The sequence below is a fragment of the Pseudomonas sp. NPDC089407 genome, from assembly GCF_044900445.1.
Taxonomy (GTDB): domain Bacteria; phylum Pseudomonadota; class Gammaproteobacteria; order Pseudomonadales; family Pseudomonadaceae; genus Aquipseudomonas.
In genome coordinates this window covers 16,642-40,742 of record NZ_JBJDNB010000020.1, presented here as the reverse complement: position 1 = coordinate 40,742, position 24,101 = coordinate 16,642, and the positions used below count along the sequence as shown (strand labels likewise).

The 24,101-nt window shown below is 65.3% G+C and carries 18 protein-coding genes; 14 read left to right on the top strand and 4 right to left on the bottom strand.

Features of this window, described 5'->3' with window-relative positions:
* Nucleotides 1–32 precede the first annotated feature (32 nt).
* The 13 genes from ACI2KG_RS16645 (at nucleotide 33) to ACI2KG_RS16585 (ending at nucleotide 17,428) form a co-directional block, all read left to right on the top strand.
* Complete coding sequence (locus tag ACI2KG_RS16645; RefSeq protein WP_404662603.1) at nucleotides 33–1,469, top strand: TolC family outer membrane protein; 1,437 nt, start codon at nucleotides 33–35, stop codon at nucleotides 1,467–1,469.
* Nucleotides 1,466–3,634, top strand: coding sequence for a type I secretion system permease/ATPase (locus tag ACI2KG_RS16640; protein WP_404662602.1), 2,169 nt, complete (start codon nucleotides 1,466–1,468; stop codon nucleotides 3,632–3,634). The genes ACI2KG_RS16645 and ACI2KG_RS16640 overlap by 4 nt, the downstream gene beginning before the upstream one ends.
* The gene (locus ACI2KG_RS16635; RefSeq protein WP_404662601.1) at nucleotides 3,631–4,815 is read left to right on the top strand and encodes an HlyD family type I secretion periplasmic adaptor subunit; all 1,185 of its coding nucleotides are present in this window, start codon (nucleotides 3,631–3,633) and stop codon (nucleotides 4,813–4,815) included. The genes ACI2KG_RS16640 and ACI2KG_RS16635 overlap by 4 nt, the downstream gene beginning before the upstream one ends.
* A gap of 192 nt (nucleotides 4,816–5,007) precedes the next feature.
* A complete protein-coding gene (locus tag ACI2KG_RS16630) occupies nucleotides 5,008–5,907 on the top strand; it encodes a chemotaxis protein (protein ID WP_404662600.1) in 900 nt (299 codons plus the stop codon).
* Between the two features lie 88 nt (nucleotides 5,908–5,995).
* The gene (locus tag ACI2KG_RS16625) at nucleotides 5,996–6,307 is read left to right on the top strand and encodes a hypothetical protein (protein ID WP_400615103.1); all 312 of its coding nucleotides are present in this window, start codon (nucleotides 5,996–5,998) and stop codon (nucleotides 6,305–6,307) included.
* Complete coding sequence (locus tag ACI2KG_RS16620) at nucleotides 6,304–7,038, top strand: YkgJ family cysteine cluster protein (protein WP_404662599.1); 735 nt, start codon at nucleotides 6,304–6,306, stop codon at nucleotides 7,036–7,038. The genes ACI2KG_RS16625 and ACI2KG_RS16620 overlap by 4 nt, the downstream gene beginning before the upstream one ends.
* 305 nt (nucleotides 7,039–7,343) lie before the next feature.
* Nucleotides 7,344–8,507, top strand: coding sequence for an efflux RND transporter periplasmic adaptor subunit (locus tag ACI2KG_RS16615; RefSeq protein WP_404662598.1), 1,164 nt, complete (start codon nucleotides 7,344–7,346; stop codon nucleotides 8,505–8,507).
* Nucleotides 8,504–11,596 carry a multidrug efflux RND transporter permease subunit gene (locus tag ACI2KG_RS16610; RefSeq protein WP_404662597.1) on the top strand — a complete coding sequence of 1,031 codons (3,093 nt, stop codon included), beginning with the start codon at nucleotides 8,504–8,506 and terminating at the stop codon, nucleotides 11,594–11,596. Before ACI2KG_RS16615 ends, ACI2KG_RS16610 begins: the two co-directional genes overlap by 4 nt.
* A 9-nt stretch (nucleotides 11,597–11,605) precedes the next feature.
* Entirely contained in the window at nucleotides 11,606–12,280 is a 675-nt protein-coding gene (locus ACI2KG_RS16605) for a heavy metal response regulator transcription factor (protein WP_404662596.1), read from the top strand.
* Entirely contained in the window at nucleotides 12,255–13,658 is a 1,404-nt protein-coding gene (locus ACI2KG_RS16600) for a heavy metal sensor histidine kinase (RefSeq protein ID WP_404662595.1), read from the top strand. Before ACI2KG_RS16605 ends, ACI2KG_RS16600 begins: the two co-directional genes overlap by 26 nt.
* A 279-nt stretch (nucleotides 13,659–13,937) precedes the next feature.
* On the top strand, nucleotides 13,938–14,162 hold the full coding sequence (locus tag ACI2KG_RS16595; RefSeq protein WP_404662594.1) for a hypothetical protein: 225 nt from the start codon (nucleotides 13,938–13,940) through the stop codon (nucleotides 14,160–14,162).
* 205 nt (nucleotides 14,163–14,367) lie between these two features.
* Nucleotides 14,368–15,702: an OprD family porin gene (locus tag ACI2KG_RS16590; protein WP_404662593.1), complete on the top strand. Its 1,335-nt coding sequence runs from the start codon at nucleotides 14,368–14,370 to the stop codon at nucleotides 15,700–15,702.
* Between the two features lie 235 nt (nucleotides 15,703–15,937).
* On the top strand, nucleotides 15,938–17,428 hold the full coding sequence (locus ACI2KG_RS16585; RefSeq protein WP_404662592.1) for a sensor domain-containing diguanylate cyclase: 1,491 nt from the start codon (nucleotides 15,938–15,940) through the stop codon (nucleotides 17,426–17,428).
* On the opposite strand, the gene ACI2KG_RS16580 is transcribed toward ACI2KG_RS16585, so the two are convergent.
* Complete coding sequence (locus ACI2KG_RS16580; protein ID WP_201198517.1) at nucleotides 17,425–17,901, bottom strand: PA2169 family four-helix-bundle protein; 477 nt, start codon at nucleotides 17,899–17,901, stop codon at nucleotides 17,425–17,427. The genes ACI2KG_RS16585 and ACI2KG_RS16580 overlap by 4 nt on opposite strands.
* Before the next feature lie 205 nt (nucleotides 17,902–18,106).
* On the opposite strand from ACI2KG_RS16580, the gene ACI2KG_RS16575 reads away from it, so the two are divergent.
* A complete protein-coding gene (locus ACI2KG_RS16575; RefSeq protein WP_404662639.1) occupies nucleotides 18,107–18,328 on the top strand; it encodes a DUF3820 family protein in 222 nt (73 codons plus the stop codon).
* A gap of 158 nt (nucleotides 18,329–18,486) precedes the next feature.
* On the opposite strand, the gene ACI2KG_RS16570 is transcribed toward ACI2KG_RS16575, so the two are convergent.
* From ACI2KG_RS16570 to ptsP, 3 genes are read right to left on the bottom strand one after another with little or no spacing between them, the layout of a single operon-like run.
* Nucleotides 18,487–20,229, bottom strand: a complete 1,743-nt coding sequence (locus ACI2KG_RS16570) for a PTS fructose-like transporter subunit IIB (protein ID WP_404662591.1) — start codon at nucleotides 20,227–20,229, stop codon at nucleotides 18,487–18,489.
* Nucleotides 20,226–21,173 (bottom strand): 1-phosphofructokinase, encoded by a 948-nt coding sequence (gene pfkB / locus ACI2KG_RS16565; RefSeq protein ID WP_404662590.1) that lies wholly within the window; start codon nucleotides 21,171–21,173, stop codon nucleotides 20,226–20,228. The genes ACI2KG_RS16570 and pfkB overlap by 4 nt, the downstream gene beginning before the upstream one ends.
* Nucleotides 21,174–24,026, bottom strand: a complete 2,853-nt coding sequence (gene ptsP / locus ACI2KG_RS16560) for a phosphoenolpyruvate--protein phosphotransferase (protein ID WP_404662589.1) — start codon at nucleotides 24,024–24,026, stop codon at nucleotides 21,174–21,176. It abuts the gene before it with no gap.
* Nucleotides 24,027–24,101: the final 75 nt, after the last annotated feature.

Genomic DNA, 24,101 nt, shown 5'->3' with positions numbered 1-24,101 from the left:
GCGGCATGGACGACCAGCAGTAAGGGAACTATGTGAAGCGAAGCAGTCCGCTGTCACCGCTGTTGCTGGGAGCCTTCGGGCTCCTGGCCCTCAACGTCCACCCGGTTGCCCAGGCAGCCGATGATATAGACCCCCAACTGCGCCAGATCGGGCCATCGCTGTTACGCGATGCGCCCGACGCGGTGCCTGCGCGCCCGGCCATTGGCATGGCCCCGGTCGCCAGCGGCGAACGCCTGGGGCTGACCGACGCGGTGCTGCAGGCCGCACAATGGCACCCCAGCATCGCCGAAGCCATCGGCAACCTGTATAAGCAGGGCGAAGGTATCAACGTCGCCCGCGCGGGGTACTACCCGCAGATTTCCGGCGGAATCCGTACCGGTTATGACACCGGCTATGGCGGCGACCGCAACAGTCAGGCCCTCAACCTGTCGCTCAAGCAAATGCTCTACGACTTCGGCAAGGTCGACAGCGCCGTCAGCGCGGCCCAGGCCGCCGCCGCCCGCGCCCAGGCCAACATCCTGCTGGTAGTGGATGACCTGGCCCGTGACACCGCCTACGCCTGGATCGAGACCCGCCGCTACGAACAACTGATGACCATTGCCCACGACCAGATCCGCGGGGTCGGCGACATTGCCGGCATGGCGCGCCAGCGCAGTGACATGGGCGCCAGCACCCGCTCCGATGTGGTACAGGCCGAGTCCCGGGTGGAAAGCGCCCGCGCCACGCTGGAGGAATACCAGTCGCAGTACGAGCGCTGGCGCTCGACCCTGGCGGCGCTGATGGGCCGCGTCACCCCACCGGCACTGGCCGAAGAGTCACCCCCGGCGTTGAACCAGGCCTGCAAGCGGCCCTCGCAAGGCGATGACCGCCTGCCCGCCGTGCTGATGGCCTTGGCCCAGCGCGCCCAGGGCCAGGCCGAACTGGCCCAGGCCAAGGCCGAGGCCTACCCGACCGTGTCGTTGCAACCCCAGGTCAACCACTACCTGGACAACGACTACAACCGCGACAACTCACGCATGGACCGCACCCAGGCGGGTATCTACCTGAACGTCGAGGTGCCGATCTACCAGGGCGGCGCCATCAGCGCTCGCAGCCGCGCCGCCAGCCATGCCCTGACCGCCGCCGACTCCGCCGAAGATGCCGCCCGCCTGCAAGCCCGTCGCGGCCTGGCCGAGGCCATGGCGCAAACCTCCGGGCTGGGGCGCCGGCTGAGCTCGCTGGAAGCGCGCCAGGTCAGCATCCAGGAAGCGCGCATGCTGTATGGCCGCCAATACCTGGACCTCGGCACTCGACCCTTGCTCGACCTGCTCAACGCCGAGCAGGAAATCTACCAGTCACGTTTCGAACTTGCCGGCACCCGCTCCGACCTGCTGCGCCTGGATGTCGACTGCCTGTACAACACCGGCGCCCTGCGCACGGCCTTTGGCCTTGACGGGCGCAACCTGCAAGGTGTGGAGATCCAGCCATGAGCGATTCGATCAATGTAACCCTGCCCAACCAGCCACCTGCCGCAGCCCCCGAAGAGGTCCATCGGCCAGACCTGGGGCCGTGGCTGGAGGTCATGCTGCAGGTGGCGCACCACTACCGCCTGGACGTGTCGCCCCAGCGTATTCGCCTGGCTGCCGTCGAGGATGCCCGCCCGCTGGATGAAATCCTCAGGCACATGGCCCGCCAGGCCGGCCTGGCCCTGCGCTTCGTGCGCTTCGATGCCAAAGGCCTGCGGCAATGGCGCACGCCGCTGGTGCTGGAGCTGGACGATGGACAACTGGCCGTGGTCGAGTCGGTCACCGAGGAAGATGACCTGGCGGTGGTGTTTGCCGGTGACCAGGGCCTGACCTCGCGCCTGCCCCGTGACACGCTCAAGGGCCGCATCAACCGCGTTGCCCTGCTGCGCCCGGCGCGGCCGCTGCGCGATGTGCGCACCGACGACTACACCGCGCCTTACGACCGCCACTGGTTCGCCCGCATCGTGCTGCGCGACCTGCGCCCCTACGGGCAGGTGATGGTCGCCTCACTGGTGGCCAACGTGCTGGCGCTGGCCGGGGTGCTGTTCTCGATGCAGGTGTACGACCGGGTGATCCCGGCCGAATCATTGCCCACCTTGTACGTGCTGTTTGGCGGCGTGGTGCTGGCGCTGGTGTTCGACTTCAGCATGCGCCTGCTGCGGCTGAAGGTGACCGACCTGCTCGGCAAGCGCGCCGACCTGCGGGTGAGTGATTTGGTCTACGGCCATGCCCTGCGCCTGCGCAACTCGGTGCGGCCCAAATCCACTGGCTCGTTCATTTCGCAGCTGCGCGAACTGGAGTCGATTCGCGACTTGATCACTTCCAGTACCGCCACGGCCCTGGCCGACTTGCCGTTCTTCCTGCTGTTCCTGTTCGTGTTCTGGCTGATCGGCGGCGTGCTGGTGTTCATCCCGCTGGTGGCGCTGCTGGCCATGGTGCTGCCCGGGTTGCTGGCACAACGGCGCCTGGCGCGGCTGGCCAATGCCTCGATGCGCGAATCGGCGCTGCGCAACGCCATGCTGGTGGAAAGCATCCAGGGCCTGGACGAGATCAAGGCGCTGCAGGCCGAAGCGCGCTTCGAACGCCAGTGGAACCAGTACAACGCCGCCTGTGCACACACCAACCTGCGCCTGCGCACCCTCACCAACGGCCTGGTGACCTGGACACAGAACGTGCAGGGCGCGGTGTTTGCCGTGGTCATCGTGATCGGCGCGCCCATGGTGATCGCCGGCGACCTCACCACCGGTAGCCTGGTGGCGGCCTCCATGCTGTCGTCGCGGATGATGGCGCCGCTGGCCCAGCTGACCCACGTGCTGACCCGCTGGCAGCAAGCCAAGGTCGCCTTGCAAGGGCTGGACAAGCTGATGCAGTCGCCGGTCGACCACCCCGAAGGCGAAGCCCGCGTGCACCTGCCGGCGATTCGCGGCGAGTACCGCCTGCGCCAGGCCAACTTCCGCTACAGCGAAGAGTCCCCGCCGGTGCTGAACATCGGCCAGCTGGACATTCAGCCGGGCGAGCGCATTGCCGTGCTCGGCCGCAACGGCGCCGGCAAATCGACCCTGCTGCAAGCGCTGGGCGGGGCCATGGACCTGGTGCAGGGCGAGGTCAGCCTGGACGGCATCGCCATGGCCCACCTCGACCCTGCCGACTTGCGCCGCGATGTGGGCTTGTTGCCACAGTATGCGCGGCTGTTCCACGGCACCCTGCGGGAAAACCTCACCCTCGGCGCCGGCCAGGCCAGCGACCAGGAGCTGGTGGCCGCGCTGGCCGCCACTGGCGCGCTGGACTTCGTCCGCCGCCTGCCCAAGGGCATGGACCATCTGATCCTCGAAGGCGGCCTGGGCCTGTCCGGCGGCCAGCGCCAGGCCTTGGTGCTGTCGCGCCTGCTGGTGCGTCAGCCGCAAGTACTGCTGCTGGACGAGCCGACCGCATCGCTGGACGACCTGACCGAGCGAAAGCTGCTGGATAACCTGGAGCGCTTCTGCCAGGGCCGCACCCTGGTGATCGCCACCCACCGCCTTAGCGTGCTGCAACGGGTTGACCGCATCGTGGTGCTCGATGGCGGGCGCATCGTCATCGACGACACGCGTGATGCCGCAATGGCCAAACTGCAAGGAGCGCAGGCATGAGCAACCATGAACTCCCGGCCTCTTACCTGGACGGGCAGGACGACCAGGCGGTATTCCGCGCCGGCCGCATCATCACCATTTGCGCGCTGATGCTGGCGGCGTTCCTGGCCTGGGCGGCGTGGTTCGAAGTGACCGAGGTGTCCACCGGCACCGGCAAGGTCATCCCCAGCTCACGCGAGCAGGTGATCCAGTCGTTCGAAGGCGGCATCGTCGCGCAGATGAGCGTGGCCGAAGGCGACCTGGTGGAGCGCGGCCAGGTGCTGGCCCAGCTCGACCCGACCAAGACCGCTTCCAGCGTTGGCGAAAGCGAAGCCAAGTACCGCGCCGCCAAGGCCAGCCAGGCGCGCCTGCAGGCCGAGGTGACTGGCAAGCCGCTGACGTTCCCCGAAAGCCTGCGCGACTCACCCGACCTGATCGATGCAGAAACCGCCCTGTACCAGACCCGCCGCCGCGGCCTGGAACAGACCCTGGCGGGGATCCAGGACTCGCTGCAGCTGGTGCGCAGCGAACTGAAGATCACCGAAAACCTGGCGAAGATGGGCGCCTCCAGCCGGGTTGAGGTGATCCGCCTGAACCGCCAGCGCTCGGAGCTGGAACTGAAAGCCAACGAGGCTCGCTCCGACTACCTGGTGCGGGCCCGCGAAGAACTGGCCAAGGCCAGCGCCGAGGCCGACAGCCTGTCGGAAGTGATCCGCGGGCGCAGCGACTCGCTCACCCGCCTGACCCTGCGCTCGCCAGTCCGTGGCATCGTCAAGGATATCGAGGTCAACACCCTGGGTGGCGTGGTGCAGCCCGGCGGCCAGGTGATGAAGATCGTGCCGATGGATGAGCGCTTGCTGATCGAAACCCGCATCGCCCCGCGCGACATTGCCTTCATCCACCCGGACCAGGCGGCCAAGGTCAAGATCAGTGCCTATGACTACTCGGTGTATGGCGGGCTGGAGGGCAAGGTGGTGGGGATCTCGCCGGATACCCTGCAGGATGAGGTGAAACCGGAAATCTACTACTACCGGGTGTTCATCCGCACCGAGCAGGACAGCTTGCAGAACAAAGCCGGCAAGCATTTTGCGATTGTGCCGGGGATGATTGCCACGGTGGATATCCGTACTGGCGAGAAGACCATCCTCGATTACTTGATAAAACCGCTGAACCGGGCCAAGGAGGCCCTGCGCGAAAGGTAACTGGCCGGGGCCGCTTTGCGGCCCAATCGCCGGCAAGCCAGCTCCCACAGGTACAGCGAAGGGCTTGAAAGCTGCGCGGTACCTGTGGGAGCTGGCTTGCCGGCGATTGGGCCAGAACAGGCAATACAGACCTAAAGCCCAGCCCGAACAGGCCGATAACCGGTTATCCCCTGTTCCCCACCGAAGGTCACCATGGCCACGCAAAAAGCCCGCGCGGACTCGCTGTCGCTGCTGCTGTTCACCCTGCGCAGCGGCAAGCTGATGGCAATCAACCTGCTCAAGGTCAGCGAGATCATCCCCTGCCCGCCACTGACCAAGCTGCCCGAGTCGCACCCGCATGTGAAAGGCGTGGCCACCCTGCGCGGCCATTCGCTGTCGGTCATCGACCTGTCCCGGGCGATCGGCGAGCGGCCGCTGGAAGACCCGCAAGGCGGCTGCCTGATCGTCACCGAGATCAGCCGTTCACGCCAAGGCCTGCATGTGCAGGCGGTCAGCCGCATCGTGCACTGCCTGAGCACCGACATCAAACCGCCGCCCTACGCCTCGGGCACCCGCTCGTTCATCACCGGCGTAACCCGCGTCGACAACACCCTCGTGCAGGTGCTGGACATCGAAAAAGTCATTCACGGGATTGCCCCGCCCGCAGCCGAAACGCATCACAGTGGCCTGAGCGATGAAGACGCCAGCCTGCTGGCCGCCAGCAACATCCTGGTGGTGGACGACAGCAACGTAGCGCTGCAGCAGTCGGTGCATACCCTGCGTAACCTCGGCATCGAATGCCACACCGCACGCAGTGCCAGGGATGCGATCAACGTACTGCTGGAGCTGCAAGGCACCGCGCAGGAGATCAACATCATCGTCTCCGACATTGAAATGAGCGAGATGGACGGCTATGCCTTCACCCGCACCCTGCGTGAAAGCCCCGACTTCCAGCACCTGTACGTGCTGCTGCACACCTCGCTGGACAGTGCCATGAGCAGTGAGAAGGCAACCCAGGCCGGGGCCAATGCCATCCTTACCAAGTTCTCCTCGCCGGAACTGACCGATTGTCTGGTGGTGGCGGCGCGTACCGTGGTGTTTGCCGAGCACTGATATATCCGGTGACATAGTCCCCGGCTTGCCGTCGGGGGTGAGTCGGGCATAATTCGCGCCCCACGCAAGCAACTTGCCGGAATCGCGTATGAAGTTTCTCAGCTCCATCCTGATCAGCTGCGCCCTCTTCAGCAGTGTCGCCCAGGCTTCCAGCAGCCAGGCCTGGAACGAGCAGCGCCAGCAGATGCTCAAGGCTTGCCTGGCCGCCAGCCAATTCAAGGACGCCCACGCCCGCGGCAAACCCGCCGAGTTCGATGACCAGGTGGGCATGAGCGCCCTGCTGGTCGAAGGTGTCTATCCGCAAAAACACATGCAGCAGCGCACCGGCACCGAGCTATGCCTGTACGACCGCCAGCACCAGCGTGCCTTTGTCAGCGAATGGAGCCCGGAGGCCAAGTGACCGACAACCTGCGTTTTGGCTGTACCGGCTGCGGCAAGTGCTGCACCGGTCACCATGTGCCGCTGACCCTCGACGAAGCCCGGCGCTGGGCGGCTGACGCCGGCCAGGTGATCGTGCTGATCGAAGCGTTCGTCACCGATGGCCCGGGCATGCCGCTGGAGCAGCGTGAACATGTGCTGCGCCGCTCGCACCCGGTGCAGTGCGGCGAAGCTGAGGCGCGGGTGTCGGTGACCTTTGCTGCGTTCAACCCCGGGCGTTGCCGCAACCTAGACGACAACGACCTGTGCACCATCTACGAACAGCGACCGTTGGTTTGCCGCATCTACCCGGTGGAAATCAACCCGCATATTCCGCTGCGGCCCGAGAGCAAGGACTGCCCGCCGGAAGCCTGGCAACAGGGGCCAGCGCTGATTCACGGCACGCAACTGGTGGATGCTGGGCTGGAGGCGCTGGTGCAGGCCTCGCGCCAGGCCGACCGCGATGACATTGCCGCCAAAGTGGCGGTGTGCCAGGCGCTGGGCATGACCACCAGTGCGCTCAAGGGCAACGGGTTTACGGCCTACCTGCCGGACATGGATGCGTTTGCAGCGGCGCTGGCGCAGGTGCTTAGGGATGATAACGCGCAGTGGACCTTGCATGTGGAGGATCAGGCGCTGGTGGCGAGCTTGCTGGGGCATGGTTTGCGCACGACCAGCGAGGCCCCGCTGTATTACGCCTTTATCGGTTTCTAGGTAGGCAGTACTGGCCCTATCGCCGGCAAGCCAGCTCCCACAGGGACCCCACAATGCCCTGGCCTGTAGAGTTCCTGTGGGAGCTGGCTTGCCGGCGATAGGGCCAGCGAAACTGACACAGCTCCCACAGGGATCCCACAATGCCCTGGCCTGTAGAGTTCCTGTGGAAGCTGGCTAGCCGGCGACAGGGCCAGCGAAACTGACACGGCTGTCAGCCAGCGGTCACGCTGCCGACCCGGTTCGGGGGCTATAAGATTGAATACTGACCACCCTTCTCTCTTCCCCTGGCCAAGGTGCCCGCACCGATGCGACGTCCGTCCCGTTCCGTTCTCCTCGCCGCCCTGGCGCTCATCGTCCTGGCGGTAGTGGGTATCTGGTTCGCCCAGCGCCAGCCTGCGCCAACTACCCGTGCACAAACGGCGGTGCCGGTGCGGGTGGTCAGCGTCGCCCAGCAGGACGTGCCGCGCTTCGCCAGTGCCATCGGCTCGGTGCTGTCGCTGCACAGCGTCGAGATACGCCCACAAGTGGAAGGCGTGCTGACCCAGGTGCTGGTCAAAGAAGGCCAGTGGGTAAAGGAGGGCGACTTGCTGGCTACCCTCGACGACCGCGCCATCCGCGCCAGCCTCGACCAGGCCCGGGCGGAGCTGGGCCAGAGCCAGGCGCAGATCCAGGTCGCCAACGTCGACCTGCAGCGCTACCGCCTGCTGAGCACCGACAACGGCGTGTCGAAACAGACCCTCGACCAGCAACAGGCACTGGTGAACCGCCTGCAGGCCACGGTCAAGGGCAACCAGGCCGCCATCGACAATGCCCAGGTGCAGCTGTCGTACACGCAGATCCGCTCGCCGGTGACTGGCCGGGTAGGCATCCGCAACGTCGACCCCGGCAACCTGGTGCGCACCAGCGATACCCGCGGCCTGTTCAGCGTCACCCAGATCGACCCGATTGCAGTCGAATTCGCCCTGCCGCAACAAATGCTGCCTACCCTGCAGAGCCTGCTGCAGGCGCCGACCCCGGCGCTGGTGCAGGCCTACATGGATGCCGACGGGGAACGCAGCCTGCTAGGCGAAGGCCACCTGGCACTGATCGACAACCAGATTTCCGCCACCACCGGCACCGTGCGCGTCAAAGCCGAATTCGACAACAAGGACGGCCGCCTGTGGCCGGGCCAGCTGGTCACCATTCGCCTGCGCACGGCCGTGGAAGAAAACGCCCTGGTGGTGCCGCCGCCGGTGGTGCAACGCGGCGTCGACGGGCACTTCGTCTACCGCCTGGACGGCGACAAGGTCACCAGTGTGCCGATCAAGGTGCTGTACCAGGACAGCGGCCTGAACATCATTGCCGGGGTCAAACCGGGCGAGCGCCTGGTGCTGGATGGCCAATCGCGGCTCAAGCCGGGGGCGCGGGTCGAAGTCACCCCTGACGCCCCTGCGCCATCGGAAATGGCCGACCGCCGGAGCCAGCCATGAACACGCGCAACGGTGTTTCGGCCTGGTGCATCGACCACCCCATCGCCACCTTCCTGCTGACCTTCGCCCTGGTGCTGCTGGGCGCCATCGCCTTCCCGCGCCTGCCAGTGGCGCCGTTGCCCGAGGCAGACTTCCCGACCATTCAGGTGACCGCCCAACTGCCCGGTGCCAGCCCGGAAACCATGGCCTCGTCAGTGGCCACGCCACTGGAGGTGCAGTTCAGCGCCATCCCCGGCATGACCCAGATGACCAGCAGCAGCGCCCTGGGCTCGACTACCCTGATTTTGCAGTTCACGCTCGACAAGAACATCGACACCGCCGCCCAGGAAGTGCAGGCGGCGATCAACACCGCCACCGCACGCCTGCCGCAGGACCTGCCCAACCCGCCGACCTGGCGCAAGGTCAACCCGGCCGACAGCCCGGTACTGGTGATGACCGTCAGCTCCGACCAGATGCCCGGCAACGACCTGAGCGATTACGCCGAAACCCTGCTGGCCCGGCAGCTGAGCCAGATCGAAGGGGTCGGCCTGATCAACATCACCGGGCAACTGCGCCCGGCGATCCGCGTGCAGGCGCAACCCGAGAAGCTCGCCGCCATCGGCCTGACCCTGGCCGACCTGCGCCAGGCCATCCAGCAGACCAGCCTGAACCTGGCCAAGGGCGCGCTGTACGGTGAGCACAGCGTGTCGACCATCGCCGCCAACGACCAATTGTTCCACCCCGAGGACTACGCCCAGTTGATCGTTTCGTACCGCGACGGCGCCCCCGTGCACCTGAAGGACGTGGCCAAGGTCATCAACGGAGCGGAAAACGCCTACGTCAAGGCCTGGTCCGGTGACCAGCCGGGGCTGAACCTGGTGATCTTCCGCCAGCCGGGCGCCAACATCGTCGACACCGTGGACCGGGTCATGGCCGCCCTGCCCAAGCTGCAGGAGATGCTGCCGGCCTCGATCGAAGTGTCGGTGCTGCAGGACCGCACGCAAACCATTCGCGCCTCGCTGCATGAAGTGGAGCTGACCCTGATGATCGCCGTGGCCCTCGTGATCGGGGTCATGGCACTGTTCCTGCGCCAGTGGTCGGCGACCCTGGTGGTGTCCAGCGTGCTCGGCGTATCGCTGATCGCCAGCTGCGCACTGATGTACATCCTCGGTTTCAGCCTGAACAACCTGACCCTGGTGGCCATCGTCATTTCCGTGGGCTTTGTGGTGGACGATGCCATCGTGGTGGTGGAGAACATTCACCGCCACCTGGAGGCCGGTGACGACAGCCGCACGGCGGCGCTCAAGGGCGCCGGGGAAATCGGCTTTACCGTGGTGTCGATCAGCTTCTCGCTGATTGCCGCATTCATTCCGCTGCTGTTCATGGGCGGCGTGGTTGGCCGGCTGTTCAAGGAATTCGCCCTGACTGCCACCTCGACCATCCTGATTTCGGTGGTGGTTTCGCTGACCCTGGCGCCCACCCTGTGCGCGCTGTTCATGCGCCGCCCGCCGGGCGAGCACAAGGGCGGCTTTGGCGAGCGGCTGGTCAAGTGGTACGAAAAGGGCCTGAACCACGCCCTCGCCCACCAGCGCCTGACCCTCGGTGTGTTCGGCGTGACCCTGGCGCTGGCGGTGGCCGGATACGTGGCCATCCCCAAGGGTTTCTTCCCGCTGCAGGACACCGGCTTCATCCTCGGCACCAGCGAGGCGGCGGCGGATGTGTCGTACCCATCGATGATCGAGAAGCATCAGGCGCTGGCAAAAATTATCGAAGCCGACCCGGCGGTGCGCGCGTTCTCGCACTCGGTGGGCGTGACCGGCAGCAACCAGACCATCGCCAACGGCCGCTTCTGGATCGCCCTCAAGCCGCGTGGCGAGCGTGATGTGTCGGCCAGCGAACTGATCGACCGGCTGCGGCCCAAGCTGGCCCAGGTGCCGGGCATCGTCCTGTACATGCGCGCCGGCCAGGACATCAACCTCAGTTCCGGGCCTTCGCGCACCCAGTACCAGTACGTGCTCAAGAGCAACGACGGCGAGGCGCTGAACCTGTGGACCCAGCGCCTGACCGAGCGTCTGCGGGAAAACCCGGCCTTGCGCGACCTGTCCAACGACCTGCAACTGGGCGCCAGCGTTACCCGCATCGACATCGACCGCCAGGCCGCGGCACGTTTCGGCCTGACCACCACCGACGTCGACCAGGCGCTGTACGACGCCTTCGGCCAGCGGCAGATCAGCGAGTTCCAGACCGACACCAACCAGTACAAGGTGATTCTCGAACTGGACGCGCGCCAGCGTGGCAAGGCCGAAAGCCTGAACTACTTCTACCTGCGCTCGCCGCTGACCAGCGAAATGGTGCCGCTGTCGGCGGTGGCCCACGTGGCGCCGCCCAGCACCGGGCCGCTGTCGATCAGCCACGACGGCCTGTTCCCGGCCGCCAACCTGTCGTTCAACCTGGCGCCCGGCGTGGCCTTGGGTGAAGCAGTGAGCATCCTGGACCGCACCCAGCGCGAACTGGGCATGCCCGACTCGATCAGCGGCAACTTTCAGGGTGCGGCGCAGGCCTTCCAGAGTTCACTGTCGAGCCAGCCGTGGCTGATTCTGGCGGCGCTGGTGGCGGTGTACATCATTCTTGGCGTGCTGTACGAGAGCTTCGTGCACCCGCTGACGATCATCTCCACCCTGCCCTCGGCCGGCCTCGGTGCGCTGATCTTGCTGTGGGCCATGGGCCAGGACTTCAGCATCATGGGGTTGATTGGCGTGGTGCTGCTGATCGGCATCGTCAAGAAAAACGGCATCCTGCTGATCGACTTTGCCCTCGAAGCCCAGCGCCATCACGGCCTGACGCCCGAGCAGGCGATTCACCAGGCGTGCCTGACGCGCTTCCGGCCGATCATCATGACCACCCTCGCCGCCCTGCTCGGCGCGGTGCCGCTGATGTTCGGCTTTGGCACCGGCGCCGAACTGCGCCAGCCACTGGGCATCGCCGTGGTCGGCGGCCTGCTGGTAAGCCAGGCGCTGACGCTGTTCACCACCCCGGTCATATACTTGGCCCTGGAGCGCCTGTTCCACCGCCGCCAGGCTGCCCGTGCGGCAGCGCCAAGTGCCAGTTAGGACAAGACCATGCGTGTGCTGATCATCGAAGACGAAGAAAAAACCGCCGATTACCTGCATCGCGGCCTTACCGAGCAGGGCTTTACCGTCGACCTGGCGCGCGACGGCATCGACGGCCTGCACCTGGCCCTGGAGGGCGACTACGCGGTAATCGTGCTGGACGTGATGCTGCCCGGCCTGGACGGCTACGGCGTGCTGCGTGCGCTGCGCGCGCGCAAGCAGACCCCGGTGATCATGCTGACCGCCCGCGAACGGGTCGAAGACCGCATCCACGGCCTGCGCGAAGGCGCCGACGACTACCTGGGCAAGCCGTTCTCGTTCCTTGAGCTGGTCGCCCGCCTGCAAGCCCTGACCCGCCGCAGCAGCAGCCATGAACCCCTGCAGGTGCAGATGGCCGACCTGTGGATCGACCTGATGGCGCGCAAGGCCACGCGTGCCGGCCAGCGCCTGGAGCTGACCGCCAAGGAATTCTCGCTGCTTAGCGTGCTGGCACGTCGGCAAGGCGAGATCCTGTCGAAGACGGCGATTGCCGAGCTGGTCTGGGACATCAATTTCGACAGTGACGCCAATGTCGTCGAAGTGGCGATCAAGCGCCTGCGCGCCAAGCTCGACGGGCCGTTCGACAACAAACTGCTGCACACCATCCGAGGCATGGGCTATGTCCTGGAAAACCGTGCGGGGTAACTCCATTGCACTGCGTTTGTCGGCGCTGTTCATCCTGGTCGCGCTGGGCGTTTTCCTGCTGATCGGCTCGGCACTGTACCGCCAGGTCGACCGCAGCCTCGACCTGCTGCCGCAAGCCGAGCTGGATGCGCGCTTCAGCGTGCTCGAATCCACCCTCAACCGCTTCGGCACGCCCGAGCACTGGGCCAAGATCAACAACAAGCTCAACCTGCTCAGCGAAGAAGACAAACGCATCCGCTTCTGGGTGGTCAGCAGCAACCCGGCCTACGAATTTGGCCACCCCAGCGAGTTGGTCCGCGCCTTCGCCGAAGGCCCGCAGGGCATGCGCGACCTGCGCCTGCCCGACCGGCCCTACCCGTACAAGGTACTGGTCAGTGAACTGCCGGCGCTGGGTGAGCGCCCGCCACTGCGCTTTCTGATCGGCATCGACACCGAAACCTTCTGGCAAGCCCAACACAGCCTGCTGGTAGCGATTGTCGGGCTGGCGGTACTCGGTGTGCTGCTGGCCTCGCTGCTGGGGTACTGGGTGGCGCGCATCGGCCTGCGCCCGCTGCTGGCGTTGTCCAACGAGGCTCAGGCGCTGGCACCGCCACGCCTGGACGGTCGCCTGCAAACCCAGGCGCTGGCCCCGGAACTGGCGCAATTCGCCGGCGCCTTCAACGCCGCGCTCGACCGGGTCAGCCAGGCCTATTCGCGGCTGGAGGCGTTCAACGCCGACGTCGCCCACGAACTGCGCTCGCCGCTGACCAACCTGATTGGCCAGACCCAGGTGGCGCTGACCCGCGGGCGCAGCGCCGAGCACTACTTCGAAGTGCTGCAATCGAACCTGGAAGAGTTGGAGCGGCTGCGCAGCATCATCAACGACATGCTGTTCCTGGCCAATGCCGACCAAGGCAGCAAGGCCACCGCCCTGACCCAGGCTTCGCTGGCCGAAGAAGTGGCAACTACCCTTGACTACCTGGACTACATCCTCGAAGACGCCCAGGTCAGCGTCAGCGTCAGCGGCGATGCCCAGGCCCCGATCGAAAAGGCCCAGCTACGCCGGGCGCTGATCAACCTGCTGAACAACGCCGTGCAGCACACCGCACCGCACCAGGTGATCCGGGTGCAGATCGATGCCGAGGTGGAGCAGGTCAGTATTGCCGTGAGCAACCCGGGGCCGGCGATTGATGATGAGCACCTACCGTTGCTGTTCGAACGCTTCTACCGGGTGGATGCGGCGCGCAGCAACAGCGGCGGGGGTAACCATGGGTTGGGGTTGGCGATCGTCAAGGCGATTGCGCTGATGCATGGGGGGGAGGTGTTTGCGCGCAGTGGGGCTGGGTTCAATACCTTCGGTATCCAGTTGCCGATCCTGAGGGCTACGCGGTCCCTGTAGGAGCGGCCTTGTGTCGCGATGGGCTGCGCAGCAGCCCCGGCTATTGATGCTATTGCACAGAATTTGGGGCCGCTGCGCGCCCCATCGCGACACAAGGCCGCTCCTACAGGGGACCGCGTCTAGCGCGGGGCTTTGCGGCGAATGTCCTATTGCTTTCTCGGGGATCGTTACCTTTTGCGCAACAGTGCTTATCGCACTTCGCGCTGTTTCCAGTGCATTGAAAGGACTAACTTTAGCCCTGTCCTCATTAGCACTTGCACAGCAAGAAGGTAGTTTCAAATGTCCAACAGTATGGGTATTGCCAGAGTTTTCGTCCTGTCGTCCCTGTTGTTGTCGCCCCTGGCCATGGCCGAAGAATCCCCGGCTTTCGTCGCCCGCAATGCAGCGTTCGCCGCGGTCCATCAAGACGCCCGCGAAACCGTTGCCGCACAGAAGGCCGACGCTGCCAAAGACGCAAACCAGACCGCTTCCAAGGTCTCTGTCGATGCCAACGCCGACAGCTGATACAGCCCTGTTACTGCTCCCGTTTTCCCTTGGCTACGCCATGGGCACCACCGGTGCCGATATGTTAGCCTTTTAAAGCCGCTGCCAATCAGCGGCTTTTTTTATGTGCTGTAACTATCAGCCCGGCTGTAACGTTCACCTATAAGAAAGACGCACATTCAAAAATAAAAACTGCCCCACCGTCAGACCAAAGGAGCTAGTACCGGTGCCTTCCGCGTTTCGTTTTACCCCGCTTTTCATTGCGTTGACTGCAACGATCCCTTTCGCCGCCCAGGCAGATGAAGACAAGGCTGATGGCTTCATCGAAGGTTCGTCCTTCAACCTGCATTTGCGTAATGCCTATTTCAACCGCGACAACCACAACGCCGGCGTGCGCGACACCCGCGAGTGGGGCCAGGGCGCGGTTGCGCGCTTCGAGTCGGGCTACACCCCGGGCGTGGTCGGCTTTGGCCTGGACGCCCATGCCATGCTGGGCCTGAAGCTCGACGGCGGTGGCGGCCATGCCGGCACCAGCATCCTGCCCGAGCACATCAAGGACGACGGCGAGCTGGGCGCTGCCCCACACGCGTTCTCCACTGCCGGTGCCGCGGTCAAGCTCAAAGCCTTCGACACCGAGCTGAAAGCCGGTGACCTGTTCCTCACCAACCCGGTGATCGCCGGCGGCGAAACCCGCATGCTGCCGCAGACCTTCCGTGGTGTGAGCCTGACCAACACCAGCGTTGACGGCCTGCTGCTCGAAGGCGGCCAGGTGAGCTTCACCCACCCGTACAACCAGAGCGGCCACCGCCGTATCGACACCTACTACGGCGCGCTGGGCGAACACGACAAAAGCAAGCACCTGAACTGGGCCGGCGCCTCGTGGAGCGGTACCCCGAACATCACCGCCAACCTGTACGCGGCCGAGCTGAAGGACATCTGGAACCAATACTACGCTGACTTCGACTACACCTACGTGGTCAACGACCTGGTCAGCCTGAACCCGGGTGTGCACTTCTACCACACCCAGGACACCGGCCAGGCCCTGCTGGGCAAGATCGACAACAACACCTACAGCGTGCACTTCACCGTCAACGCCGGGTACCACAGCGTCACTGCCGCCTACCAGCGGGTCAACGGCAACACGCCGTTCGACTACATCAACCTGGGCGACAGCGTGTACCTGGACAACTCACGCATGTACTCGGACTTCAACGCCCCCAACGAGCGTTCGTGGAAGCTGCAGTACGACTATGACTTTGCCGGCCTCGGCGTGCCTGGCCTGACCAGTTCGCTTTCGTATTCGCGCGGTGAAGCGGACCTGACCAAGGCCACGCAGAACACCGACCACTACGACTACTACCGTGCCGACGGCAAGAACGCCATGCACTGGGAACGTGACCTGGACGTGAAGTACGTGTTCCAGGAAGGTGACCTGAAGGACCTCTCGGTACTGGTGCGCTATGCCACCCACCGTGGCAGCCAGGGTTATGCCTCGATCGACAGCAACAGCGACAACGATGAAGTGCGGGTAATCGTCGATTACCCACTAAACGTGTTCTGATCCTCATTGTAGGAGCGGCCTTGTGTCGCGAAAGGGGTGCGAAGCGCCCCCAGATTTTCAGCTCCGCAGCCACTATCGCCGGGGCCGCTTACGGCCCATCGCGACGCAAGGCCGCTCCTACACGAGCAATGCACAGCCGAGATAGCCGTGATTCCGTCGGACAAATCTTGTTCGACAATCCCTGCTTCCCTAGAATGTCGCCGCCGCGAATGGCCCTGCCCTTGCAGTAGCGAGCATGCCCACCCAATCCCCGCGTTCAGCACTCTACAGGTCGCACCCCGAGCTGATCCTCAACCTGGGCAGCTGCCTTGCCGTGCTCGCCATCGTGGCCATCGTCAGCTACCTGCTGGCCCGTGAACGCGATAGCGTCGAGCAGTCGGCCGTGCGCGCTTCGAACAACATCGTGCAGTTGATCGAAAGTGACACCCTGCGCAATGTCGAACTCTACGACCAGTCACTGCAAGGGTTGATCTGGGCGGTCGGGCGCAAGGAACTGCCGCAAATCCCCGGCCCGCTGCGCCAGCGCCTGCTGTTCAACGAAGCCTTTGTCGACCGCAAACGCGGTGACGTGCTGTGGCTGGACTCGCAAGGCAACGTGGTTGGCGACTCCACCAGCAGCGTGCCGCGCAAGGCCAACTTCGGCGATACCGGGGTGTTCAAGGCGCACAGGGAAAATCCCAACCTTGGCCTGTTGGTAGGCCCGCCGTTCAAGGCCAGGCTCGGTGGCCTGGACTGGTGTATCAGTTTCAGCCGGCGCATTTCCGGCCCCCATGGCGAGTTCGCCGGGTTGGCAGCCGGCGCCCTGCGCCTGTCGTATTTCAGCGGCCTGTTCCAGCGCCTGGACATTGGCGACGACAGCAGCATCAACCTGTTCAACACCGACGGTCAGTTGCTCGCCCGTCAGCCGTCTCGCGCAAACGATCCGTTGATCGGCAGCAACTACGCCGAACGGCCCAACTTCAAGCGCATCCTCAGTGAACAAAGCGGCAATTTCACTGCCCACTCCGCCAGCAGTGGCAAGGCGCGCATGTACACCTTCGCCCGGGTCGCGCAGCTGCCGTTGATCGTGCTGGTGGTGCACTCGGCCGACGAGGTGTTCCAGTCGTGGCGCCGTACCGCCATTCTGGTCAGTGTCGCTACCGGCGTACTGTGCATGGGCATTCTCTGGCTGACCCTGCTGCTGGGCCGCGAACTGCGCCGCCGCCGGGAGGCTGAGCAAGGCCTGGAAACGCTGGCCGCCACCGACAGCCTGACCGGTCTGGCCAACCGTCGCCGCCTTGACCAGGTGCTGCGTCAGGAATGGGCGCGTGCCCAACGTAACCGCAAACCGCTGGCAGTGCTTATGGTGGATATCGACCATTTCAAGGCGTTCAACCAGCGCCATGGCCATGCCGGCGGCGACCATGCGCTGCGCGAAGTGGCCAAGGTCATCGAGGCGTGCATCCGCCGCCCGGCCGATCTGGCTGCGCGCTATGGTGGGGAGGAGTTTCAGGTGGTGCTGCCGGAGACCGACCTGGCCGGCGCACAGCTGCTGGCTGAACGCATTCGGGCCTGTGTCGAGGCCCAGGCGCCGTTCGCCGATGATGCCCACGCGGTCACGGTGAGCATCGGCATCGGCCAGTCCGGCGCCCAGCACGACCTGAGCAGTGTGCTGGGTGCCGCGGACGAAGCGCTCTACCGGGCCAAGGCCATGGGCCGTAACCGGGTAGAGGGGCCGGACACTTAGGAGCGGGCGCGAGCGGCGTTGCGCAGCGCCTTGACCTGATCGTGGTTACGCTGCACGCCTTGCAGCTGTTTTTCCACCAGGCTGTAGCTGGTGTCACTGGCGGTGCGGCCCAGTTTCACCAGTTTTTCGCGGGCTTCCTTGTAGGCCTTGAGGGCGTGGTCCTCACCGCGTTCCACTTCGTTGAGCACCGCTTCTTCATCTTTGCCGGTGACCATCGACTTGAGGTTGACCCAGCCGCGGTGCAGGTCGCCGCTGATGCTGGTGGAGGTTTCCGGGTCGCCACCCAGGCGGCGCACTTCGCTCTGCAGTTCACCGGCAGCGTTGGCGCATTCGCCAGCGCGCTGGACGAAGAACGCCTTCAGTTCCGGGTTCTTCACATCATCGGCCGAGGCCTTGAAGCCTTTCTCGCCATCCTTGCTGTACTCGATCAGGTCGTTGAGCACATCGATCACGTCTTTGTTGGGATTGCTCATGGTACAAACTCCTTGGCAGGTGATAGTCATCTGTAATGAGAGCAGTGATCGTGCCAATCTTGTTTTTTTATAAAATTTCTTTCAAATCAATTAGTTACCAACTAACAAGCGAAGCCTGATTGCGGCTTTCTGCATGATTGCCGCTTGGGCCTTCGTGCAGATTGCAGTATGGTCGGCGCTTTTCCACTGCCAGGGTGCGCCGAAGATGAAGCCGGAAACGCTCGAACTGCTGGTGACCCGCAGCATGCCGTTCGGCAAATACCAGGGGCGGATCATTGCCGACCTGCCGGGGGATTACCTGGCCTGGTTTGCGCGCAAGGGTTTCCCTGCCGGGGAGTTGGGTGGGTTGCTGGCGTTGATGCACGAGATCGACCACAACGGCCTGGGTGACCTGCTGGTGCCGTTGCGGCAGAAGCATGGGCGTTGATACAAACTGCCCGACTGGCACAAATCCTTGTAGGAGCGGCCTTGTGTCGCGATAGGGCTGCAAAGCAGCCCCAAGTTTTCAGCTCCGCCGCATAAATTGCCGGGGCCGCTTGGCGGCCCTATCGCGACACAAGGCCGCTCCTGCACGACGGTGTGCACTCAGGCACTTTTGATTGGCGCCACCGCCAACTCCACCCGCTCACTCTTCTTGATCACCGCATACACCACCGCTGTCAGCAAACTGCCCGCCACGATCGCCAGCAAGTACAGCAGCGCATGGTTGATCGCATTGGGGATCAGCAGCACGAACAGCCCGCCATGTGGCGCCATCAGCTTGCAGCCGAAGTACATCGACAACGCCCCGGTCAACGCACCACCGGCGACACTGGCCGGAATAACCCGCAGCGGGTCCTTGGCGGCAAACGGGATCGCCCCTTCGGAGATGAAGCACAAGCCCAGGGCCAAGGCCGCCTTGCCTGCCTCACGCTCGCTTTGGGCGAACTTGCGCCGCGCCATGAACGTGGCGATGCCCAAACCGATCGGCGGCACCATGCCGGCCGCCATGGTCGCCGCCATCGGTGCGTAGCTCGACGACGCCAACAGGCCCACCGAGAACGCATAGGCAGCCTTGTTGATCGGCCCGCCCAAGTCGACGCACATCATGCCACCCAGCAGCAGCCCCAGCAGAATGGCATTGGTGGTGCCCATGCTGTCGAGGAAGTGGGTCAGGCCTTCGAGCATCGCCGCCACCGGCTGGCCGACCACGTAGATCATCACCAGGCCGGTGAACAGGCTGGCCAATAGCGGAATGATCAGGATCGGCTTCAGCGCCTCCAGGCTGCTGGGCAAACGCGCCCAGCGGGCAATAGCCTTGGCGCTGTAGCCGGCGAGAAAGCCGGCAATGATGCCACCGATGAAGCCGGCACCCAGGGTGCTGGCCAGCAGGCCGCCGATCATGCCGGGGGCCAGCCCCGGGCGGTCGGCGATCGACCAGGCGATATAGCCCGCCAGCAGCGGTACCATCAGTTTGAACGCCGCCTCACCACCAATCTGCATCAGCGCCGCCGGCAAGGTGCCGGGCTCTTTGTAGGCTTCAATGCCGAACACGAACGACAGGGCAATCAGCAAGCCGCCAGCCACCACCATCGGTAGCATGAACGACACGCCGGTAAGCAGGTGCTTGTACACCCCGGCCTTCTCGCCCTTGGCCGACGTGGTTGCCGCAGCGGCGTCGGCGCTGCTTTCCACCTTGCCTTCGGCCAGGGCCTTGTCCAGCGTGGCCCGCGCCTGCTTGAGGGCGATGCCGGTACCGCAACGGTAGATGCGCTTGCCGGCAAAACGCGCAGTGGGTACTTCGATATCGGCGGCCAGCAGCACCACGTCCGCGTCTGCGATGGCTTCGGCGGCCAAGGGGTTGCGCGCACCGACCGAGCCTTGGGTCTCGACGGTGAGCTGGTAGCCCAACTGCTGGGCGGCCTGCTGCAAGGCTTCTGCCGCCATGAAGGTGTGGGCGACGCCGGTCGGGCAGGCGGTGACTGCAACAATGCGCGCGGCTGAGCGGTCAGCTACCGCAGGGCTGTTCGGCACATCGGCCAGCAAGCGGGCGTTGGCCGCGGCTTCATCAAGAAAACCCTCGCGGTCCGCCAGGGCCTGTGACGGCGTGCTCTGATACAGGCGCTTGCCGATAAAGCGGGCCAGGTCAACCGGGCCAGTGCTGACCACCAGCACCCAGTCGGCCTCGGCGATCTGCGCAGCGCTCAGTTGCCGCTCGGGGTGTTCGGCATCCTGCACCTCGACGCTGGTACTCCAGCCACGCCGCTGGGCAGCGGCAGACAGCAAGCGGGCACTCAGGACACTCGACACCTGCCCATTGGGGCAGGCGGTGACAATGGCAATGTTCATCGGCAACCCTCTTGTTGTTCTGTCAGTTGCACAGCCGCTTCCAGACGCGCCAGTTGCTCGCGGTCGTGGATGCCGAAGCCGACCTGGGTAACGGCCTGGGCAGCGATGGCGGTGGCGCGGGTCAGGGTTTGCGTGGGCGCTTCGCCCAGCAGCAGGCCATGGACCATGCCGGCCACCAGCGAATCCCCCGCCCCGACCGTGCTGGCGACCCGTACCTTGGGCGGCCTGGCCTGCACGGCCAGATCGCGGGTGAACCAACTGACCCCCTGCTCGCCCGCCGACACCACCACGTGCTCGATGCCACTGGCCAGCAGGCGCTCGGCAGCGGCACGCTGTTGCGCCGGGTTATCCACAGCCAGGCCAAGCACCTCGCCCAGTTCTTCGGTATTGGGCTTGACCAGCCAGGGCGCGCTCTTCAGGCCGGCACGCAGGGCTTCGCCACTGCTGTCCAGGGCCACCTTGAGGCCTTGGGCCTTGAGTTGTTCGAGCAGCTGGCGGAACCAGTCGGCACTGACCCCGCGTGGCAGGCTGCCAGCCACCACCACGGCATCGTGGCCCGGGGCTATCTGCTGCAGCCTGCGCAGCAAGCCACTGCGGGCTGCCTCGTCAACTTCCGGGCCTTGGCCGTTGATGTCGGTGACGCGGCCATCGGCCTCGACCAGCTTGATGTTGCTGCGGGTTTCGCCTGGCACGCGGACAAAGCAATCGGCAAAGCCACGCCATTCAATCAGCGCCTCGAACGGCTGCAGGTTGTCGCCGCCAAGGAACCCGCCAACGGTCACGCTGTGACCCAGGTCGGCCAGTACCTGGGCAACGTTCAGCCCCTTGCCGGCGGCGTGGCTGTGCTGCGCCTGGCTGCGGTTGACCTGCCCGGGGCGCAAGGTGTCCAGGCCGATGGTGATATCCAGCGCCGGGTTCAGGGTAAGGGTGAGGATCTTGGCCATTCAGTAACGCTCCACCAGCGCGCGAACCGCCGCGGCGCTGTCCTGTTGCAGGGCCTCGCGCGCCAGGGCGCGGGCCTTCTGGTGATCGGCCTGGCGGACCAGGGCCTTGACTTCGGCAATGCTGCGCGCGGCGACGCTGAGTTCGTCGACGTCCAGGCCCAGCAATACGGCCACCGCCTGCGGGTCGGCGGCCAGCTCACCGCACACGCCAACCCATTTGCCTTGGGCATGGGCGGCGCGCACGGTCATGTCGATCAGGCTGAGCACTGCCGGGTGCAGGCCGTCGGCCTGGGCCGAGAGGCTGGGGTGACCACGGTCGATGGCCAAGGTGTATTGGGTCAGGTCGTTGGTGCCGATGCTGAAAAAGTCCACTTCGCGCGCCAGTTGCGGCGCCAGCAGGGCCGCCGAGGGGACTTCGACCATGATGCCGATTTGCAGGTCGGCTACCGGGATCTCGACCCGCAAGCGTTCGACCATCGCCCGCGCCTCGCGCCACTCGTGAACCTGGCCAACCATCGGGAACATGATGCGCAGCGGGCGCCCGTCGGCAGCCCGCAGCAAGGCGCGCAGCTGGTCTTCCATCAGCTGTGGGCGTTGCAGGGTCAGGCGTATGCCGCGCACGCCCAGGAAGGGGTTTTCTTCAGCGGCGATTGGCCAATACGGCAACGGCTTGTCGCCACCGACATCCAGGGTACGTACCACCAGCGGGCGCCCGTCGAGGCCGTCGAGCACGCGGCGGTACTCGGCCTCCTGGGTGGCGACGTCCGGGGCTTGCGGGTGGGCCATGAAAATCAGTTCGGTGCGCAGCAGGCCTACGCCTTCGGCGCCCTGCTCTACCACCTTGGCGATGCCGCTGCTCTCACCGATGTTGGCGAACACCTCGACGGGGTGGCCATCACGGGTGACGGCGGGCTCGAAGCGATTGGCCCAGGCTGCCTGCAAGCGTTGCTCGCGCAGGTCGCGCTCGGCCAGCGCCCGTTGCAGCTCATCTGCTGGTGGCGCCACGCTGACCACACCGCGCTGGCCATCGAGCAGCAGCGGCGTGCCGCTTTCCAGCAGCAATATCGCGGCACCTGCACCGACCACGGCCGGGATACCCAGCGCGCGGGCCACAATGGCACTGTGCGCCGTCGCGCCGCCCTGGGCGGTGACGATACCGGCGACCCGCTGCGGGTTCAGCCGGGCGACATCGGACGGGCCGACCTCGGTCATTACCAGCACGTAAGGTTGTTCGGGTTCGACCTGCGCCTGCACACCGCACAGCTGTGCCAGCACGCGCCGGCCAATGTCGCGCAGGTCGGCGGCGCGCTCGGCAAGCAAGGCATCGTGCAGCGACTCCTGCTGACGGGCCGCTGCTTCGATCACGGCCATCCACGCGGCCGCAGCACTTTCGCCCTGGGCCAGGCGCTGCTCGACATCGTCGCTCAGGGCCGGGTCGGCGAGCATTTCCTGATGCGTGACGAAAATCTCGCCGATGGCCTTGTCGCTGCGCTGGATCAACCCCTGCAGTTCGCCGTTCACGATCGCCAGGGCTTCGCGCAGCTTGTGCCGCTCTTGTACGCAGGACTCGCCGCGCAGGGGGTAGTCGAAGTCACGCTCGACACACACGTGCGCCGGCCCGCTGGCGATGCCGGGCGCGGCGCCCACGCCCTGAATGCGGCTACCGGCTTGCGGGGCCGGTAACACGTCGGGCGCTTCGCGGGTTTCGGCGGTGGTGCTTTGCGCCAGCGGCTCCACCTCCTCGCCCAAGCCTTGTTCGATGGCGGCCAGCAGTACCGGCAAGGCATCGGTGGCAACGCTTGGCTCGGCCAGCAACTCCAGCACCTGGCCACGCCGGGCGCCGAGGCTGAGCAGCTTGCTCAGGCTCTTCACCGAAACCGCCGGCTGCGCGCTGTCGAGCAGGCGCACACGGATTTCCCCTTCAAAACCTTTGGCCAACTGCGCCAGCACCTTGGCCGGGCGGGCATGCAGGCCATGCGGGTTGGCCAACACCACCCGCGCGCTGGGCCAGTCTGCCGGTGCCTCGCCGCCCAGCACTTCCAGCACCGCTCGGCTGCTGGTGGCCTGGTAGAGCATCTGCCCCCGGCCTTCGATCAGTACTTCGCACAGGCGTTCGAGCAAGGCTTGATGGGCGGCCCCCAAGCTGGCCAGGCAGAACAAACCGTTGAGCGGCTGGTCGCGGTAACGCAACGGCTGTTGCGGGGTAATGAAAGCCAGGCCCGGCTGGCGTACCTGGCGCTCGCTGTGCAGCCACCACAGGCCCTCGCCCAGCGGCAGCGGCTCGGCCTGCTGCAGCACGGCAGCAAAACCGCTGTCGACACAGTCGGCGCGCTGCAACAGGCGCGCACCGCGCCAGGCCAGTTCGTCGAAATCTTCAGCCGGCAGGTTCAGGCCGACCAGTTGCGCGTCCAGCGCCAGCGCCTGGGGTGCGCCTTGCAACAGCTTCAGCAACGCTTCGGCAGAGCTGGCACGGCGCAGCGCTTCAGCCAGGTCGGTCTCGCCCAGGGCGCGGGTCAGCAGTTGCAGCAGGCGCAGGTGTTCGTCGGAACGGGCGGCGATGCCGATGGCCAGGTAGACCCTCTGCCCATCGCCCCAGTCCACCCCCTCAGGGAATTGCAGTAGACGCACGCCGGTGGCATACACCAGGTCACGGGTTTGCGGCGTGCCATGGGGGATGGCAATGCCCTGGCCAAGGAACGTTGAGCCTTGCGCCTCGCGGGCCTGCAGCCCTTGCAAGTAACCGTCGGCGACCAGGCCATCGGCGACCAGTCGCTCGGCCAGCAGGCGCAGTGCCTCGGCTTTGTCGACGGCCACCTGGCCCATGGCTATCTGCTCCTTGGCGAGCTCGAGCATGACCTTCTCCTTTTGCAGTTCCCGGTCGGATCTGGAGTATTGTTGTGGAATTCACAGGAAGGGCCAGTCATTCAG